Origin of the sequence: Pedobacter sp. Leaf170, from assembly GCF_920984665.1 — a bacterium.
Taxonomy (GTDB): domain Bacteria; phylum Bacteroidota; class Bacteroidia; order Sphingobacteriales; family Sphingobacteriaceae; genus Pedobacter.
In genome coordinates, this window is sequence record NZ_CAKLBP010000006.1 from 127227 (window position 1) to 144900 (window position 17674).

13 protein-coding genes are annotated in these 17674 nt (G+C 37.6%); 5 read left to right on the forward strand and 8 right to left on the reverse strand.

Features of this window, described 5'->3' with window-relative positions:
• Window positions 1-216: 216 nt before the first annotated feature.
• From LUA90_RS14810 to LUA90_RS14825, 4 genes are all read right to left on the reverse strand, one after another.
• Window positions 217-744 (reverse strand): hypothetical protein, encoded by a 528-nt coding sequence (locus LUA90_RS14810; RefSeq protein WP_231491435.1) that lies wholly within the window; start codon window positions 742-744, stop codon window positions 217-219.
• A 186-nt stretch (window positions 745-930) separates the two neighbouring features.
• Window positions 931-1437: a peptidylprolyl isomerase gene (locus tag LUA90_RS14815; RefSeq protein ID WP_231465152.1), complete on the reverse strand. Its 507-nt coding sequence runs from the start codon at window positions 1435-1437 to the stop codon at window positions 931-933.
• Window positions 1438-1648: 211 nt separating this feature from the next.
• Window positions 1649-2278 carry a porin family protein gene (locus LUA90_RS14820; RefSeq protein WP_231491436.1) on the reverse strand — a complete coding sequence of 210 codons (630 nt, stop codon included), beginning with the start codon at window positions 2276-2278 and terminating at the stop codon, window positions 1649-1651.
• A gap of 82 nt (window positions 2279-2360) precedes the next feature.
• Window positions 2361-4373 carry a thioredoxin domain-containing protein gene (locus tag LUA90_RS14825; RefSeq protein WP_231491437.1) on the reverse strand — a complete coding sequence of 671 codons (2013 nt, stop codon included), beginning with the start codon at window positions 4371-4373 and terminating at the stop codon, window positions 2361-2363.
• Window positions 4374-4489: 116 nt separating this feature from the next.
• On the opposite strand from LUA90_RS14825, the gene LUA90_RS14830 reads away from it, so the two are divergent.
• Window positions 4490-5587 (forward strand): mandelate racemase/muconate lactonizing enzyme family protein, encoded by a 1098-nt coding sequence (locus LUA90_RS14830; RefSeq protein ID WP_231491438.1) that lies wholly within the window; start codon window positions 4490-4492, stop codon window positions 5585-5587.
• A 629-nt stretch (window positions 5588-6216) separates the two neighbouring features.
• Here the strand turns inward: LUA90_RS14830 and LUA90_RS14835 are convergent.
• On the reverse strand, window positions 6217-7083 hold the full coding sequence (locus LUA90_RS14835) for a glycoside hydrolase family 25 protein (RefSeq protein ID WP_231491439.1): 867 nt from the start codon (window positions 7081-7083) through the stop codon (window positions 6217-6219).
• A 474-nt stretch (window positions 7084-7557) separates the two neighbouring features.
• Between LUA90_RS14835 and LUA90_RS14840 the strand changes: the two genes are divergently transcribed.
• Window positions 7558-8784 (forward strand): MFS transporter, encoded by a 1227-nt coding sequence (locus tag LUA90_RS14840; RefSeq protein ID WP_231491440.1) that lies wholly within the window; start codon window positions 7558-7560, stop codon window positions 8782-8784.
• A 41-nt stretch (window positions 8785-8825) separates the two neighbouring features.
• On the opposite strand, the gene LUA90_RS14845 is transcribed toward LUA90_RS14840, so the two are convergent.
• Complete coding sequence (locus LUA90_RS14845; RefSeq protein WP_231491441.1) at window positions 8826-9806, reverse strand: glycoside hydrolase family 43 protein; 981 nt, start codon at window positions 9804-9806, stop codon at window positions 8826-8828.
• A 481-nt stretch (window positions 9807-10287) separates the two neighbouring features.
• Entirely contained in the window at window positions 10288-11658 is a 1371-nt protein-coding gene (locus tag LUA90_RS14850) for a dipeptidase (protein WP_231491442.1), read from the reverse strand.
• Window positions 11659-11911: 253 nt separating this feature from the next.
• On the opposite strand from LUA90_RS14850, the gene LUA90_RS14855 reads away from it, so the two are divergent.
• Together LUA90_RS14855 and LUA90_RS14860 are read left to right on the forward strand one after the other, a co-directional pair.
• Window positions 11912-12226, forward strand: a complete 315-nt coding sequence (locus LUA90_RS14855; protein ID WP_231491443.1) for a hypothetical protein — start codon at window positions 11912-11914, stop codon at window positions 12224-12226.
• A gap of 76 nt (window positions 12227-12302) precedes the next feature.
• The gene (locus tag LUA90_RS14860; protein ID WP_231491444.1) at window positions 12303-13274 is read left to right on the forward strand and encodes an SGNH/GDSL hydrolase family protein; all 972 of its coding nucleotides are present in this window, start codon (window positions 12303-12305) and stop codon (window positions 13272-13274) included.
• 39 nt (window positions 13275-13313) lie between these two features.
• Here the strand turns inward: LUA90_RS14860 and LUA90_RS14865 are convergent, their stop codons facing one another.
• Entirely contained in the window at window positions 13314-13637 is a 324-nt protein-coding gene (locus tag LUA90_RS14865; RefSeq protein WP_231491445.1) for a DUF493 family protein, read from the reverse strand.
• Between the two features lie 298 nt (window positions 13638-13935).
• Between LUA90_RS14865 and LUA90_RS14870 the strand changes: the two genes are divergently transcribed.
• The gene (locus tag LUA90_RS14870; protein WP_231491446.1) at window positions 13936-16239 is read left to right on the forward strand and encodes an ATP-dependent helicase; all 2304 of its coding nucleotides are present in this window, start codon (window positions 13936-13938) and stop codon (window positions 16237-16239) included.
• Window positions 16240-17674 lie beyond the last annotated feature (1435 nt).

The following is a 17674-nucleotide window of genomic DNA, read 5'->3' on the forward strand; positions in this document are numbered from 1 at the left end:
ACGACGTGGCAATCTTTACCATTAAAAACCAAAAAGTATTTTCGCGTCAGTCGGGTTTAAAATAGTTAGGTTAACCTAAGCAAATTAAACCCGACAGCAGCGAACACGGAGTGTAACGAAGTAAAGCGAATGGCGGGACTATCGGAACCGATAATCTACAGAACCTTGCTTTTCAAGGAAATACTTTATACTGGAGTCTATCAAAGCAAAGGAAGATTAGAAACCGAATGAATATGCTGCCCTGATTCCAAATGAGCCAGATGATGCTGACCGAACAAAAGTTTCGTAACGAATACCTACATCTAGATTTGATTTTTTTGAAATAGAAAAGGAAGTACCTAATGTAGGCGCATAGATAAATCCGGTTTTGGTAGATGAATCTACAGAAAATGCAGCGCCAACTTCTCCGGCACCATAGAAATTACCTCCAAAATAATATTTAGCGCCAATTTTTACGGGTATCGAGCCCCAATTAGTTGGATAGCCATAAGTTTTCATGAACGCTTTAGTGCCATCGGTGTAAGTTGTACGCAGATATCCGGCAGAAGCTGTTAAATTTAATGATTTGGCAACAGGTTGCTCGAATTGGATGGAACCGCCTACAGAATATTGATTAGAATTCTTTCTGTCTGGCGTTGCAAATTCGGCACCTACACTAATTTTACGAACAGCACCTTCTGTTTGCGCTGAGGCATAGAATCCAAAACTTAAAATAACGGCTAATACTAAAAATACTTTTTTCATGTGTCTGAGTTGTTAATGATTAAATAGTTAATAAACGAATGTGCACAAGAAAAACAGAACAGCGAAACCATTAGTTCTTAATTAACCTATTTTAACATAAATGCCCATAAAACGCAAAAGAGCCCCATAATTGGGACTCTTTTGTTTAACATATTTTAACCACTTGGCATTTGCCAATGCTATATTCTAGTGTCCTGAATGACCGTCAGCACCGTGAGCGTGACCATGAGCCAACTCATCTTGTGTTGCTTCGCGAACGCTTAAAATAGTACCCGCAAACATTAAGTTTTTACCAGCCATAGGGTGGTTTAAATCTACCGCAACGGTTTCATCATGCACAGCAGTAACACCAGCTCTGAATTGGTTACCATTGTTATCTTGTAATGGAATTACATCACCAACGCTTGGCACTTCGCCACCAGCTTCAGTAAACATTGCCTTAGGTAAATCTGCAAAAGCACCTGGATCTAGTTCTCCGTAACCGTCAGCAGCAGATAATTCGAAGCTATATTCGCTACCGGTAGTTAAACCAGTTAAATGCTCTTCGAACTTTGGCAACATCATGCCAACGCCATATAAAAATACTAAAGGATTTTGTTCATCAGCTTTTTCTACAAAAACCTGCTGTCCTTCTTCGTTAGTAGTATGCAATTCGTAAGTTAATGATACTACTGAGTTTGGTGCTATATTCATTTAAATTGTTTTATTGTATGTTTAAAAGGCTTATTTAACAGCTTTAACTGCAAATCAGCACGTATTATTTGCAAATAATTATTAAAACTTATTATGGCCTTTTTAAATAATGCGTGGCAAAGATAAGTTAATTATTATGCTAACAAAAATGTTGGCTTATTTGTTCAGAGAACATAACAATAAAATGAAAATGTAGTAAAAAGCTACCATTCTACAACCGGTAACCTAGCCCGGCAGACAAAACCTGATTTCTATCGGTGATGTAATCAGAGCCTATGCTTCTGATATTCCTTAAGCCCAAACCGTAGCCAACATTTACGGTTAAGTGCTTTGAAAATTCTATTCCGGTTACAAAATTTAATCCATAATCTGCTCGTTTGTTATCCTCGCCAAACCTGGTTTTTACCTTAAACTCCTGCCCTGATGTATTGGTTAATTTGGTTTGTCCATCAAAAGCAACTGCAAAATACGGACCGGCACCTAATAATATTTTGTGGGCTCCAAAAGGAAATTTGTGTACAAGGTTTACCGGAACTTCGACGTAAAAAGTTTTAACTTTAGTTTTATTACCGAAAAATTCATTCTGACCACCTTTACCGATTACCATAGCGCCTGTTTGTAAATAAAGTGCTTTGGAAAGTGATATATCTACGGTGCCGCCAATATAGAAAGCGCTAGACATGTTGTAATCTACTGCATTAGGTGCATCTTGTAAATCCATAGATTGACTACTGGAAATACTCGGAAACGTAATACCGCCTTTAAGTGTTGGTACAACCTGGCTTTTTGCGGCACAGAAACTCAGCATGGCAGTAGCCATTGCTATAAATTGTTTTTTCATGAGGCGTTAATTAAATAGATAAGCAATTTAAGGTATCTGAGTTAAAATAAGATGAAGCTGATGTAAATAATCACGGTAAAATTTAAGCCAAATGCTCTAAGGCTTCATTAACGGTTTTAACCGGTAATTGGCAAACCTTATTCCGGCAAACATAGATCCTAGTTTCGTTACGCTCTTTACCTTTCAGTAAGGGTAAGTTGCTTTCCACTCCGCCCAAAATAATTTTATTTGGGATATAATGATTACTCAATTCTAATTTAATTATATCGGTTTCTAAGCCTGTTATTGCAATCTCGTTTGTTCCATAAACTTCATTTAAAAGTTGAATGGCCCAATTAGAATATGCCGAACCGTAGGTTTTGATTTTGGCATGCACGCCCGATAGCATATCTGCAGCCTTAACGCTGTAGGTTTCATTATCGAATATTAAACCTAATTTTTTCAAATTCTGGCTCATGGTAGAATTTGAAGCCGGTATAACATTATCCATAACCTCATGTTTACGGGCTATTAAACCTTCTGCCTGTGCAGAAGTATAGAAAAACATTGGCGAGTCTGCATCAGTAAAATTATCCAAAACGTAATTGGTTAAAAGCTTAGCATCATTTAGCCATTTTTCATCAAAATCATATTCGTAGAGCGCAATCAATGCCTCAATAAAGAATGCATAATCATCTAAAAAAGCAGTTATAGATGCCTTACCATTTTTATAGTTTCTGAATAAACCGCCGTCTTCAGTTTTTAAATGTGTTAATATATAATTCGCAGAGGCTGATGCTTTTTCATAATAATGTGAGTGATTAAATATCTGAGCCGCATCAGCCAGCGCTTTAATCATCATACCGTTCCAGGCCGTCAGGCATTTATCATCTAAACCCGGTTTAACTCTTTTATTTCTGACGTTTAATAATATCTTCCTGGCAAGGCTAACTTTTTCGTTCAAAATTTCGGTATTGATACCGTATTTCGAAATCAAATCATCATCGTTTAATGTTTTCCTTAAAATATTGGTTTGCTCCTCTTCCCAATTACCTTCTGTTGTGATGTTGTAGTAATCGCCTATCAATGGAGCATCTTCGCCTAATAAATTATCAAATTCTGATTTCTCCCAAACGTAAAATTTACCTTCTACGCCTTCACTGTCGGCATCTAAAGCAGAATAATATAAACCTTCTGGCGAAGTCATTTCGTTAAAAACCCAATCGATACTTTCTACGGCAATTTGTTTAAAAGAATTAAATTTTGTGCATTGGTAAGCCTCTGCATATAAACTGATTAGCTGTGCATTATCGTAAAGCATTTTCTCGAAATGGGGTACATGCCATTTATCATCAACAGAATATCGTGCAAAACCTCCACCTATCTGGTCGTAAATACCGCCTCTACTCATCTCTTCCAACGTGTGGCAAACCGATGTAAAAACAGATTCATCATCTTTAAGAAAACCGTATCTTAACAGAAAAACCCAGTTATTTGGCAATGGGAATTTTGGCGCACGGTTATATCCGCCGAAGGCGATATCAAAATGGCGTTTCCAGGGTTCGATGATTGCTGTTAAATGCTCATCAGTATAAATTTCTTCTATATTTGAAGGAATTATTTTTTCGCTATCGCGGATGCCTGATGTTAATCGCTCGGCGTATTGAACAGCTTTATCAGGTTCATTTGCCCATAAGCCGGCAACATTTTCAAGAATGTTTATCCAGTCGTTTTTTCTAAAATACGTTCCGCCGTAAATTGGTCGCTGGTCGGGAAGGCAAATACAATTTAAAGGCCAGCCGCCGCTTCCTGTCATTAACTGTATGGCATACATGTAAATCTGGTCGATGTCCGGGCGCTCTTCCCTATCTACTTTTATGCAAACAAAATGCTGATTCATTACCTCTGCAACCTCATGGTTTTCAAAACTTTCACGTTCCATAACGTGACACCAGTGGCAGGCCGAATAACCAATACTTACTAAAATCAGTTTATTTTCTGCCTTTGCTTTTTCTAACGCTTCGGTACCCCATTCGTACCAATTTACAGGGTTATGTGCATGTTGCAAAAGGTATGGCGATGAAGCGTGAATAAGGTTATTGGGCATATTTTCCATAGTTGTAAAGGTAAAAGGTTTGAGGCGTAAGGCATAAGTTTTTCAAAAGTTAATCGATATTTCCTATTTCAGCCAAAACCCTATACCTTTAAGCTTCTACCTGAAACCTTTTTACAATGAAAATCACACATACCGAAATATACCGCTTTAGTATCCCGATGGAACCCTTCGTAATTGCAACCGGAACCATGCACTTTGCCCAGAATGTTTTAATCCGCATATACACGGATAGCGGCATACATGGCATTGGAGAGTGCTCGGCCTTTCCGATGATTGTTGGCGAAACGCAGGAAACCTGCATTGCCATGGCGAAGGATTTTGCTTTGATTTTGAAGGATAAAAATCCATTGGAAATTCCGGAGCGAATGAATGATTTGTTAGCCTATGCCGACCATAACAGCACTATAAAAAGCGCATTTGATATGGCGCTGTTTGATATTTCTGCTAAACATGCTGGATTACCGCTCTACAAATTTTTAGGTGGAACAAAACGCATTATTGAAACTGATATGACCATTGGCATTGATACCCCTGAAGGTATGGCCAATACAGCTTTAAAATACAAAAGTAAAGGTTGCACAATTCTAAAGATTAAATTAGGTAAGAAAGTTAGTGATGACATTGAACGCGTTAAACAAATTCGCGAAGCAGTGGGCGATGAAATAACATTACGCTTAGATGCTAATCAGGGTTGGACATTCGACGAAGCTTTATTTGCCCTGGGAGAATTGGCACAATACAATATTGAATTTTGTGAGCAACCCATGAGAACCTGGTACGATGATAAGCTGCCTGAACTGAATGTAAACTCACCTATAAAATTGATGGCTGATGAAAGTTGCTACAATTATCACGATGCGAGGAAATTAATCAACAGCCAATCAACCAGTTATTTAAATATTAAGTTCTCAAAATCTGGAGGCATATTAGGCGCACAGAAAATACACGAAGAAGCCTTACAAACCGGAGTTAAATGTATGATTGGCAGTATGCTCGAAAGCCGGATTGCTTTGAGTGCAAATTTGCATTTTGCATTAGCCAGTCCGAATGTTGTATTTTTTGATTTAGATACCGCTTTACTCGGCCATTTGGTCGACCCTGTTGTAGATGGTTTAACATACAACGGATACTTTCTAAACGTGCCGGAAACGCCGGGAATTGGTGCAGAAGCCGATGAATTTTTCTTAGAGAAATGTGAAAGTTGGACAATTTAACCCCCCTAGCCCCCTCAAGGGGGAATGACAAGCGAGGTGGAAAGGCAAAGTGAAAAAATAAGATTTTTGTCGTTATAACAATCGCTATAACCACTTTGCTATCCGGCATAGGAAGTGTTGGTAGAATAGGCAGTTGAAAATTTTGCAGAAACTTTAATACTACGAATAACCAAAACAGCGGTCAGTCCAATTTTTCATTGGACCTAATCCGCTGTTGCAATTTAATTTTCGACTAGTATATTCAACAACATTTCCACGCCTTGATTTTTTGTTTCTTTTTTATCAAGAAAAAAGAAAGAGCCCTTCGGCGGCCAGCCGAGGCAAGCCTGTGAAGCAGGTAAATACTTCAGCTATAGCCACCATGCTATCCGGCCTAGGAGATGATGGAAGGAGAAATGAATAAAGTTTCCCGCAGCAACTTTCAAAAAAACACAATTCAAGGCATCGCACACTCTGCGATTTTTCATCGCAGCTTGTGATGCCGAAAAAAAATTTATTCCTTTTATCCGACATCAGATCCAAGCCTTGGGTTTTTGTTTCTTTTGGGCTAAGCCAAAAGAAAAAGCCCTTCGGCGGCCAGCCGAGACAAGCTTCTACAAAGGTGGATAACAATTAGCTAATTTATCATATCACTTAACCACCATCTCCGCTAACGCCGTACTATCTCCATTAAAAGCATTAAAATCAACAACATGACCAATACCGTTGATTTTAGCCTTATCAGAATGTTGCCAGAATTTCCAGCGGCTTTTATCTAAACGAAGTTTAGGCTGATAATAATGTGCAATCCAAAGCGGATACTCATCGAACTTTTCGATAAGATAATCTTCATAAAACTTTAGTCCGGTATAAATAATTGGCCTGACTTTCGTTTTCATTTCTACATAGTTGAGAAAATCAGCAAGCTCAGCCCTCATTTTTAATGGAGAAACCCCATCTAATGTTTCAATATCTACAACCGGAGGTAAATCGCCTTTCTCTATTTTTACCACCTGAAGAAAGAATTTTGCCTGGGTTTTACCATCACGTTTCGGACGAAAAAAATGATAAGCTCCACAAAGCACACCTGCTTTTGGTGCCTCACGCCAATTTCTTTGAAAATATGGGTCGACAAGCAAAATGCCTTCTGTAGCTTTTATAAAAGCGAAGCTTACATTCACTTCGTCTTCTTTCATTGCCTTAACCTTTGCCCAATCTATTTTGCCTTGATAATAAGAAACATCAATACCATGAATGGTATATTTCTTCGGTATTTTAATATTGAAACTTTTATAAGTGCGGTAATTTGGGTCTTCGCCAATATCGGTTATCCACCGCCAGCTTGAAACAAAAGCACTAACCACATAACCATAATAAAAAGGCGACAATAGAATTAACAACAAGCCCGCAATAGCCACTTTCCAGGCTGTTGGAAAAGGTTTTGATTTCTTCTTCCGACTTGCAGGTTTTCGTGTAGATGCTTTTTTAGTAATAGGTATTCTTTTCTCTGGCGGCATATGGTGCCTTAAAGTTGAGGAAATTTGAGAAATTAAAAAAATCAACCAATAGACATCTTTATTTTAAAATCTAGCTAATATTTAGCCACGGAAACACGAAAACCACGGAATTTCAAATTTGTTGTTAGCACAACAATAATTCAGAATGACGGAGAGTGGCGATGTAATGTGAGCGATAAAATTTACCATATAAGGCGTTTAGTAACATTTAATAAAAGATTTGTGCTTCGACAGGCTCAGCATGACATCCCATTAAAACCGTTCATAATTACTTGTAATTTATATTTCGAAAATATCTCCGCTAGGATTGAGATGACACACGATGCATTTACAGAGAAATTTTTCAAATGTCCTTAAATACCTTATATGATAAAACCTTCTTTAATAAAACAAAGAAATTGCTACAGCACTTTTTAAAATCTCTCATCATTTATCACATCCCATTTCACTACTTTTGCAATCGAAACCAGACCAATGCTCAAACTCATATTAAATACCTATAAAACCTCATTTAGCGGCTTAAGTAAAGAAACCTGGCTGTTAAGCATTGTGATGATGTTTAACAGGTGCGGAAGCATGGCCGTTCCTTTTATGGGTTTATATGTTACCCAGAGCTTGCATCGTTCAGAAATTGATGCAGGTTTAATTATTACATTATTCGGCGTTGGTTCTATTTTAGGCTCAGCAACTGGTGGCAAACTGACAGATATTATAGGTTTCAGACCCGTACAGATACTTTCCTCCATCATTGGTGGCTTACTGTTCATCTTATTTTCAACAATAACCCACTTTTCTACACTCTGCGTTTTAGCCGTTGTAATCAGCTTCTTTTCAGAGGCTTTTCGCCCGGCGAATTTTACAGCAGTTGCACATTACGCTAAAGAAGGTACCATAACGCGTTCATATTCTTTAAATCGCCTTGCGGTAAACATAGGCTGGTCTGCAGGGATAAGCATGGCCGGGATAATTGCCTCCATAAATTATAAATTACTATTTATTGTAGAAGGAGGCGTGAGCATTTTGGTTGGTTTAGCCATCTTATTTCTGCTTCCCCAGGTTAAGGATTTCATAAAAAAAGCAAAGGAGAACCGCAGCAGTATGGTTATTTTAAAACCCTGGCAAGATAAATTTTATGTTCAGTTTATATTGTTAACCACACTTTTTATAACCTGTGCCTTTTTAATGTTTAGGGTTGTTCCGGTATTTTTTAAAGAGCAATGGCACATTGACGAATTTGCCATCGGAATTATAATTGGTTTAAATGGCGCTATAATTGCCCTTTTTGAAATGATAATGATTAATAAAATTGAGCATAAACGTTCGCCGATTTTCTTCATCATCATAGGCTCCGTATTTTTTGCGGTTTCTTATTTAATTCTCAGCGCACCCATAAGTTTCCACGTATTTTCGGCTGTGCTAACCATTGTAACCTTTACCATTGGCGAAATGTTTGTGTTGCCCTTTATCAATACTGTTGTAATTAGCAGAAGTAACGAGCATAACAGAGGTTTATATGCTGCCGGATATACACTGAGCTGGAGTTGTGCCCAGGTTGTAGGCCCTATGGCAGGCTTTTTTATTGCAAAGCAACTAAGTTATAACTGGCTTTGGTTTGGTTTGGCCTGTATTCTTTTGATTTGTGCCTACGGCTTTAGCATATTAGATAAAAGACAGGAAAAAGCCGTTTTGAGTGCAGATTAGTTTTCCGTTTCCGACCGAATAGCCGAAAACGGAAGAAAGAATTATTTTACCTTTTGAGCTTTTACACCCTCGTTAGTAATTTTAACCGGAAGGATATTTCCAGCTTCATCAAACTTCATTTCATCAATGCAGGTAACACGATGGTTTCCATCTGTTTCTGTTAACGGACGGCGGTGATAAACAATATGGTAAGAATTCTTTTTCTCATTAATAATTACCGAATGATGCCCTGCTCCTCTTGCAATCGCAGCATCTTGTTCTAAAATTTTGCCAACTCTTTTAAATGGGCCAAAGGGCGAATCGCTTACCGCATAAGCCACACTATAATCAGGACCAGTCCAGCCGCCTTCGCTCCACATAAAATAATATTTTCCGTTTCTAATAAACATATAAGGACCTTCAACATACTTATCTGGCGTTATTTCTTTAAAAATTTTCCCATCATCAAAGGGCAAAAAGCCTGTAAAATCCTTATTTAATTTAGCAATATTGCAATGCTTCCATCCGCCATAAATCAAGTAATACTGACCATCTTTATCTTTAAACACAAATTGATCAATAGGTTGCGCACCGTTGTAAAATTTATCAACCAAGGGCTTACCTAAATGGTCTTTGTATGGCCCTTCGGGTTTATCTGCAACCGCAACACCAATTCCGCCAACTTCGTTATCGCTTTGAATATCGTTAGCTCCAAAAAACAAATAATATTTTTTCCCTTTTTCTACTATTGCCGGCGCCCACATGGCTTTATTTGCCCATTTTATTGCAGCGGTATCCAAAACTTTAGGGTATTTTTTCCAGCTTACTAAATCTGCAGAAGAAAATGCATCTATAAAAACCTGCTCTTTATATTTTGCAGAATATGTAGGATATACCCAATATTTATTGTTAAAAATCGCCGCTTCAGGGTCTGCATACCAACCTTCAAAAATCGGGTTTCCCGATTGCTTAATCGATTTAGTACTTTGAGCATAAGAAAAGCTCGCTGCTAAAAGTAAAAGAGATGAGAATATGTATTTCATGCCCACAATTTAAAAAAAATTACCTTCTAAAAAAACTGTGACTGTGATGAATTTCTTTAATGATTTGAAAAGCAGTTTCAGAAGTGCTTCGGTTGGGTTTGGTCCCGCCCCCATTTCAAATCTTTGCCGATAGAAAAAATCGGCAAAGGATTTTACATTCAGGTCGGGTTTAGGTGGCTTGGTTTGTTATGCTATTAAAGTTTTCAACCACCCACAATGTCATTAAATCAATAAATCCGTTGTCAGTTTGAGCTTGTCGAAGACCTTTCTTGCGGTCAAAAAAAACTTAGCAGTGGAGTTTTATCTCAAGGTTTAGAAATTCTCCACCTGCCCCTCCAAAGGGGGATAGCGTGATGAATAGGCATAATCTATATTTCCGCTTTCAGGGAGCTATTGTTTCGAAGTCTAAAAAAAATCCCCGTCTATTAAAAAATAAACAGGGATTCATTGTTTCCCGAGCTCGCTCAGAACGACAAATGAATTACTTACTCAATTCAGCAAAATATTTATGGAACAATGGTAAAGTTTCAATGCCCTTATAATAATTGTAAATATCGTATTTCTCGTTTGGCGAGTGTAATGCATCACTATCTAAGCCAAAGCCAAATAATACCGATTTTATACCCAATACATCTTCAAACAAGGCTACAATTGGAATAGAACCGCCACCGCGAGTTGGAATAGCCGTTTTACCGAAACTATCTTCAATTGCTTTTTCAGCAGCACGATAAGCTACACTATCCGTTGGCGTAACTACCGGTTCGCCGCCATGGTGAGGCGTAACTTTAACAATTACATTTTTTGGCGCAATGCTTTCGAAGTGTTTAGCAAAGATTTCAGAAATCTCTTCAGAACTTTGATTAGGAACCAAACGCATAGAAATTTTCGCATTTGCTTTGCTTGGCAATACGGTTTTAGCGCCTTCGCCAATATAGCCACTCCAAATTCCGTTTACTTCTAAAGTTGGGCGTGTACCTGTACGCTCTAAAGTTGAGTAACCTTTCTCTCCCCAAACTTCTTCAATATTTAGGTCTTTCTTATATTCTTCTTCATCATAAGGTGCAGAATTTAAAGCCTTTTTCTCCTCATCAGTCAGTTCAATTACTTTATCATAAAAAGCAGGAATGGTAATGTGGTTATTTTCATCGTGTAACGAAGCAATCATTTTACATAGAATAGTAGCCGGATTTGCTACCGCACCACCATAAACCCCAGAGTGTAAATCGCGGTTAGGGCCAACAACTTCTACCTCCATGTAAGCTAAACCACGTAAACCAGTTTCAATTGATGGATGTTCCATGCTAATCATAGAAGTATCAGAAATTAGAACAACATCAGCTTTTAAACGTTCGGCATTTGCTTTAACAAAAATACCAAGGTTTGCAGAACCTACCTCTTCCTCGCCCTCAATCATAAACTTAACGTTACAAGCCAAAGTGTTGGTTTGCATCATAAGTTCGAAAGCTTTAACATGCATGTAAAATTGTCCTTTATCATCACAAGCGCCGCGGGCATAAATTTTACCATCACGAACAGTTGGTTCAAAAGGTGGCGTATGCCATAATTCTAATGGATCTGCAGGTTGAACATCATAGTGACCATACACCAATACTGTTGGTAGAGAGGCATCGATTAATTTTTCGCCATAAACTATCGGATAACCTGCAGTTTCACAAATCTCTACATTATCTGCACCGGCATCTCTTAATTTTTGAGCCACATAATCGGCTGTTTTCAAAACATCAGCTTTGTATTTTGGGTCGGCACTTACCGATGGAAAACGTAATAATTCAAACAATTCGTCGAGGAAACGTTGCTTGTTTGCCTCTACATAATTTTTAATTTCTTGCATAACAAAATGAATTTCGACAAATATAGGATTTATGCAACATAACTAACAGCAGAAGCATTTAAATCAAAAAATTGACAATTATCAATAAGTTTGTAGTTTTATAATTACAATATTTTATAATCTTTGATTGATTAATTTATATTTGCACTCAATTATTTCCGCCAAAGATTTTTGAAAATTGTAACAACTTTATTGAAACAAAATCACCGGTAAGGGAAACCATTTAAATATTTAATGCTCCAAAAAACGCTCAATGATTACCCCTATGGTTAAATTCTATCTATTTTTCGCTATCATTCTCATTTCAAAAACCGCATCATCACAAATAACCTATCAATCAGGTAGTTACGGTAAGCAAAAACAAAAAGAATACACCATAATTAGCGGCAATTTGCTCAGCAAATTTACTAAAAATGGTTTCAATTGGTTGCTTTTACAAAATAAGGGAAAGGTTTACACTGTGAATGTTGTAGACACAACTTCATATAAAAATTATGAACACAAAACATGGATTGTGCTTAATAATTGCTTCGCTATTGAAACGCAAAAGTCAAATATGAAATACTAATAGAATATTTCTTAGTTTTTTGGTAGATTGCGACCTAATAAAATTTCATTAAAATCTCTACACAGAAACCTTATCAATGAAACTAGGCGCAATTATAACTTATGCTTTGCTTCTATTTTCTTTTTTTTCGCCGGTTTTTGTTTCTGCCCAAACAAATAGCGGAGTTAGCTGCCCTGAAGCTGCCCAATACTACGCTAAAGACAGTATTAACATCGTAACTTTTGGAGCGAGCACGGTAGAAGGCGTAAAGGGCTTGAGTTTTCAACCTTTGTTAGAGAGCAACTTTGCAAAATGTTACGCAGGCAAAGTGATAAACATCACCAACCAAGGTATTGGTGGCCAAACAACACGACAAGGTTTACTGCGAATTGATAATGCCATAGCAAATAGAACAGGTTTTATTGTTTTAAATATGGGTATTAATGATGCCTTAGCCATGGCAAGAGGAATTGGTAGTGTTGCCGAAACTACCGACCACATGCGCTTGCTCATATCAACCAGCCTAAAGCAAAAACTTATACCAATATTGTGTACGCTCCAATTTGTAGATGACCGTACAAATAGGGAACTAATTGCGGTAAATACCACCATTAGAAACATTAATGCAGCCTACAGAAAGCTTGCTGTAGAATACAAAATATATTTAGCAGATGTAAATGCAGCTATGAGAAGGGATTTTTCACTTTATCAGGATCCATTTCACCCGAATGCCCGAGGCTACCGCTTGGTTAGTTACGTAATATTTGATGCCATAAATAAGGCTATCTTTGAAAGATTTTTAAAGTTTATAGTCACACAAAACTATCCAAATCCGGCATCAACTCAAACCTTTATAGATATTGTGATGCCAGAATCTGATAAGATAAATGTACAGATTTACGATATGATGGGCAGGTTAATTAAAACCGTAGTTAATGAATACCTTAATACCGGCAAACACACTTTAGAAATTAATACAATACCCTTTACCGCAGGTATTTATTTCTTTAAAATCTCATCAGATTCTGGACAATATAACGCTGTCAAAAAATTTATTGTAGTAAGATAAAATAAAATTTGTTGCTATAATCTTAAAATAATTTACGAATTATAGCGTCATTATACCTTTTATTTCGGCAGTCTGCTTGTAAACAAAAATTACTTCATCTGCATTCTGCACTTCTTTGTTTACTGTGATAGATAAGTATTTACCGGTTTTAGAAGGCTGCTCAATAAATTCATCATTCGGAAAAATTTTGCGTAAATCTTCTAATTTTTCTAAGCCTCCAGTTATGATAAATTTGAAACAATAAATACCAGGGAATTGCTGTACGCTTTCTAGCTTCTCTTTCAGGTTAGCATAAACATCAACATTCGTTCCTTCGGGGATATCTGTAAATTCTATATTCTTTTTAAAGTTGTTATCTTCCATATAATGTACATATCAAATTCTATTCCCAAACAGCTTGCATGCAATTTTGGCATATCGCTATAAACCTTACATAGTTGTATAGGCTTGTGTTAATTAAACCTTGGCGAAGCGGATACCGGCCTGAGATTAAGGCCTGAAGGGCCTGCCTGCGGCGGGCAGGTATGAGCATAGCAAAGGACTAACATTGTTTGATACACAGGTTCTGCTTTTCAAAAGATTTTGAAGGCTTTTTCTCAACATTTTATTTAATGCCCATAGGAATTTGTTATTTTTGAAGCTTGTTAAAACAGGAGCCAATTTGGATTATTTAGAAGGATTAAACCCACAGCAGAGAGCAGCAGTTGAGAACACGAAAGGACCAGTAATGATTGTTGCAGGTGCAGGTTCGGGAAAAACGAGAGTAATAACTTATCGCGTTGCGCACCTTATACAAAGCGGAACAGATGCATTTAATATTTTAGTTTTAACCTTTACCAACAAAGCCAGTAAAGATATGCGTGAGCGTATTAGCAAAGTGGTTGGTGCGGAGGCTAAAAACATCTGGATGGGAACATTTCACTCGGTATTTGCAAAAATTTTACGAGTTGAAGCAGAAAAAATCGGTTATCCAAGCAATTTTACCATTTACGATACAGACGATAGCAAAAGTGTAATTCGCAGTATTTTGAAAGAAATGCAGCTCGATGATAAGCTTTATGCAGCTAATTTTGTTTTTAACAGGATCTCTTCAGCAAAAAATAATTTAATTTCTCCTGCCGAATATAATTCAAACGAACAGATACAAGCAGAAGATAATCAGAATAAAAGACCATTAATCGGACAGATTTACGAAACCTATGCTAAACGTTGTTTTAGAGCTGGGGCAATGGATTTTGATGATTTGCTGTTCAAAACCAATATTTTATTAAAAGAACATCCTGATGTTTTAAATAAATACCAACAGAAATTTAAGTATTTAATGGTTGATGAGTATCAGGATACTAACTTTTCTCAATACACGATTGTTAAAAAACTTGCCGCAGCTTACCAAAATATTTGTGTGGTGGGCGATGATGCACAAAGTATTTACGCTTTCCGTGGTGCAAACATTCAGAATATTTTAAATTTTGAACGCGATTACCCGGATTTAAAAGTATATAAGTTAGAACAGAACTATCGTTCTACTCAAAACATTGTTGATGCAGCCAGCAGCATAATTGCCAACAATAAAAATCAGCTTGAAAAAAATGTTTTCTCAGAAAATCCTCAGGGAGATAGAATTAAAGTTGCAAGGGCATTTACAGATAACGAAGAAGGTAAGTTGGTTGCCGAATCTATTGTGCAGGAACGTAGTTTGAAAGGTTATGATTACCACGATTTTGCAATTTTATATCGTACAAATGCTCAAAGTAGGGCGATGGAGGAATCTTTAAGAAAACTAAATGTTCCTTACAAAATTTACGGCGGCTTGTCTTTCTATCAACGTAAAGAGATAAAGGATTTAATAGCCTACTTCAGGTTAACTTTTAATCCGAACGATGAAGAAGCTGTTAAAAGGGTTATTAACTATCCAAAACGTGGTATTGGAGATACTTCTATTGATAAGATTATAGTAGCCGCAGACCAACATAATAAAACCATGTGGGATGTAATTTCGAATGCACACATGTATGTAGATGGCCGTTTAGCCAACCAGCTTAACGATTTCTCGATGATGGTACAGAGCTTTGCTGCCGAAGCAAAAAAACTTGATGCATACGAAACTGCTCTATTTATTGCGCAACACGCTGGTATTTTAAAGGAACTTTACAATGATGATAGTGTTGAAGGCAGAAGCAGATATGAAAACATTCAGGAATTATTAAATGGTATAAAAGAGTTTGCCGAGCGAGAAGATATTGAGGAAAAAGGCCTTGATATTTTTATGCAAGATGTTGCGCTTTTGACCAACGATGATAAAGACGGCGATAAAAATAAGGATACCGTTTCTTTAATGACCATACACTCTGCCAAAGGTTTGGAATTTAAAAATGTGTTTATCGTTGGTTTGGAAGAAAACCTTTTCCCTTCTCAAATGTCGGTTAACTCGCGTTCTGATTTAGAAGAAGAGCGTAGGTTATTTTATGTTGCAATAACCCGAGCTGAGGTAAAATTAACAATCACTTATGCAACATCCCGTTATCGTTGGGGCACACTTACAAATTGCGAACCCAGCCGTTTTATAAATGAAATCAATCCCAAATATTTGGAATTAGATGTTAAACCTGCAGCAAAAAGTGCTTTCTTAGATGGTAATTTCGATGATGAACGTAAAAGCTGGACATCGCAACCAAGAGATTTCTTTAGTAAGCCGAAGCCTGCAAGCGCAACAACATCTGCCCCACCAGTACGCCCAAAAACAACATCATTACTCGCGAAGGCACACGTGCCAACACCTGGCTTCACACCTTCTCAGCCAAACGAGTTTCAAAATGGCATGGAAGTAGAACACGAGAAGTTTGGTTTTGGTAAAATTATTAGTCTGGAGGGCACTTTGCCTGATGTAAAAGCAACAGTATTCTTTCAAGGATTAGGCAATAAGCAATTATTATTGAAATTCGCAAAGCTGATGATTAAGAAATAGTTGGTAGTAGCCACAGATTTACTATTCTATGTAAGCACGATGATTTTCTTCGTGCTTTTTTTGTCTTACCCTATTAAGATTTTACAAACCACATCCAACCTCACCCTAACAATGTTTCTACCGTACCAATGCAACTCTGCAATCACTCTCATTGAAGAGAGGGAAATGAAGATAGTGGGTTAAGCACAGTTGCATAAAACCCTCTGTTCAAGGAGAGGGACGTTACATTTAACCTCACCCTAACAACGTTTCTGCTGTACCAATGCAACTGTGAATTCCCTCTCCTTAAAGAGAGGAAAATGAAGTTGGTGTGTTTAGCACAGTTCCATAAAACCCTCTCTTTAAGGAGAGGGCGGTTACAAAATTAGCCAAACCACATACTTTCAAAGGGTAAGGTAAATCGCACATTAACCTCACCCTAACAACGTTTCTGCTGTACCAAAGCCAATGTGCATCCCTCTCCTTGAAGAGAGGGAAATGAAGGTGGTTTAGCACAGTTCCCTAAAACCCTCTGTCCAAGGAGAGGGCGGTTATAAAATTAGCCAAACCACGTATTTTCAAAGGGTGAGGTAAGTCAAACATCAACCTCATCCTAACAACGTTTCTGCTGTACCAATCCAACTGTGCAATCCCTCTCCTTGAAGAGAGGGAAATGAATATAGTGGGTTAAGCACAGTTCCATAAAACCCTCTCTTCAAGGAGAGGGCGGTTATAAAATTAGCCAAACCACGTATTTTCAAAGGGTGAGGTAAATAGTATTTTAACCTCACCCTAACAACGTTTCTGCTGTACCAAAGCCAATGTGTAATCCCTCTCCTTGATGAGAGGAAAATGAATATAGTGGGTTAAGCACAGTTCCATAAAACCCTCTCTTCAAGGAGAGGGCGGTTACAAAATTAGCCAAACCACATTCCTTCATAGGGTGAGGTAAATAGTATTTTAACCTCACCCTAACAATGTTTCTGCTGTACCAAAGCCAATGTGTAATCCCTCTCCTTGAAGAGAGGAAAATGAAGTTGGTGTGTTTAGCACAGTTCCATAAAACCCTCTCTTTAAGGAGAGGGCCGTTACAAAATTAGCTAAACCACCTACTTTCAAAGTGTGAGGTAAATAATATTTTAACCTCACCCTAACAATGTTTCTACCGTACCAATGCACTGCGCAATCCCTCTCTTCAAGAGAGGGAAATGAATATAGTAGGTTAAGCACAGTTCCATAAAACCCTCTCTTCAAGGAGAGGGCGGTTACAAAATTAGCCAAACCACATTCTTTCAAAGGGTGAGGTGAATCGTATTTTAACCTCACCCTAACAACGTTTCTGCTTTACCAATCCAACTGTGCAATCCCTCTCCTACAAGAGAGGGAAATGAAGTTGGTGTGTTTAGCACAGTTCCCTAAAACCCTCTCTTCTAGGAGAGGGCGGCTACAAAATTAG

Coding starts and splice junctions, on each gene's coding strand:
- LUA90_RS14865 (WP_231491445.1), bottom strand. CDS start 13,637: ATGGAAGATAACAACTTTAAAAAGAATATAGAATTTACAGATATCCCC.
- LUA90_RS14860 (WP_231491444.1), top strand. CDS start 12,303: ATGAAACTAGGCGCAATTATAACTTATGCTTTGCTTCTATTTTCTTTT.
- LUA90_RS14850 (WP_231491442.1), bottom strand. CDS start 11,658: ATGCAAGAAATTAAAAATTATGTAGAGGCAAACAAGCAACGTTTCCTC.
- LUA90_RS14825 (WP_231491437.1), bottom strand. CDS start 4,373: ATGGAAAATATGCCCAATAACCTTATTCACGCTTCATCGCCATACCTT.
- LUA90_RS14840 (WP_231491440.1), top strand. CDS start 7,558: ATGCTCAAACTCATATTAAATACCTATAAAACCTCATTTAGCGGCTTA.
- LUA90_RS14820 (WP_231491436.1), bottom strand. CDS start 2,278: ATGAAAAAACAATTTATAGCAATGGCTACTGCCATGCTGAGTTTCTGT.
- LUA90_RS14830 (WP_231491438.1), top strand. CDS start 4,490: ATGAAAATCACACATACCGAAATATACCGCTTTAGTATCCCGATGGAA.
- LUA90_RS14815 (WP_231465152.1), bottom strand. CDS start 1,437: ATGAATATAGCACCAAACTCAGTAGTATCATTAACTTACGAATTGCAT.
- LUA90_RS14855 (WP_231491443.1), top strand. CDS start 11,912: ATGATTACCCCTATGGTTAAATTCTATCTATTTTTCGCTATCATTCTC.
- LUA90_RS14810 (WP_231491435.1), bottom strand. CDS start 744: ATGAAAAAAGTATTTTTAGTATTAGCCGTTATTTTAAGTTTTGGATTC.
- LUA90_RS14835 (WP_231491439.1), bottom strand. CDS start 7,083: ATGCCGCCAGAGAAAAGAATACCTATTACTAAAAAAGCATCTACACGA.
- LUA90_RS14845 (WP_231491441.1), bottom strand. CDS start 9,806: ATGAAATACATATTCTCATCTCTTTTACTTTTAGCAGCGAGCTTTTCT.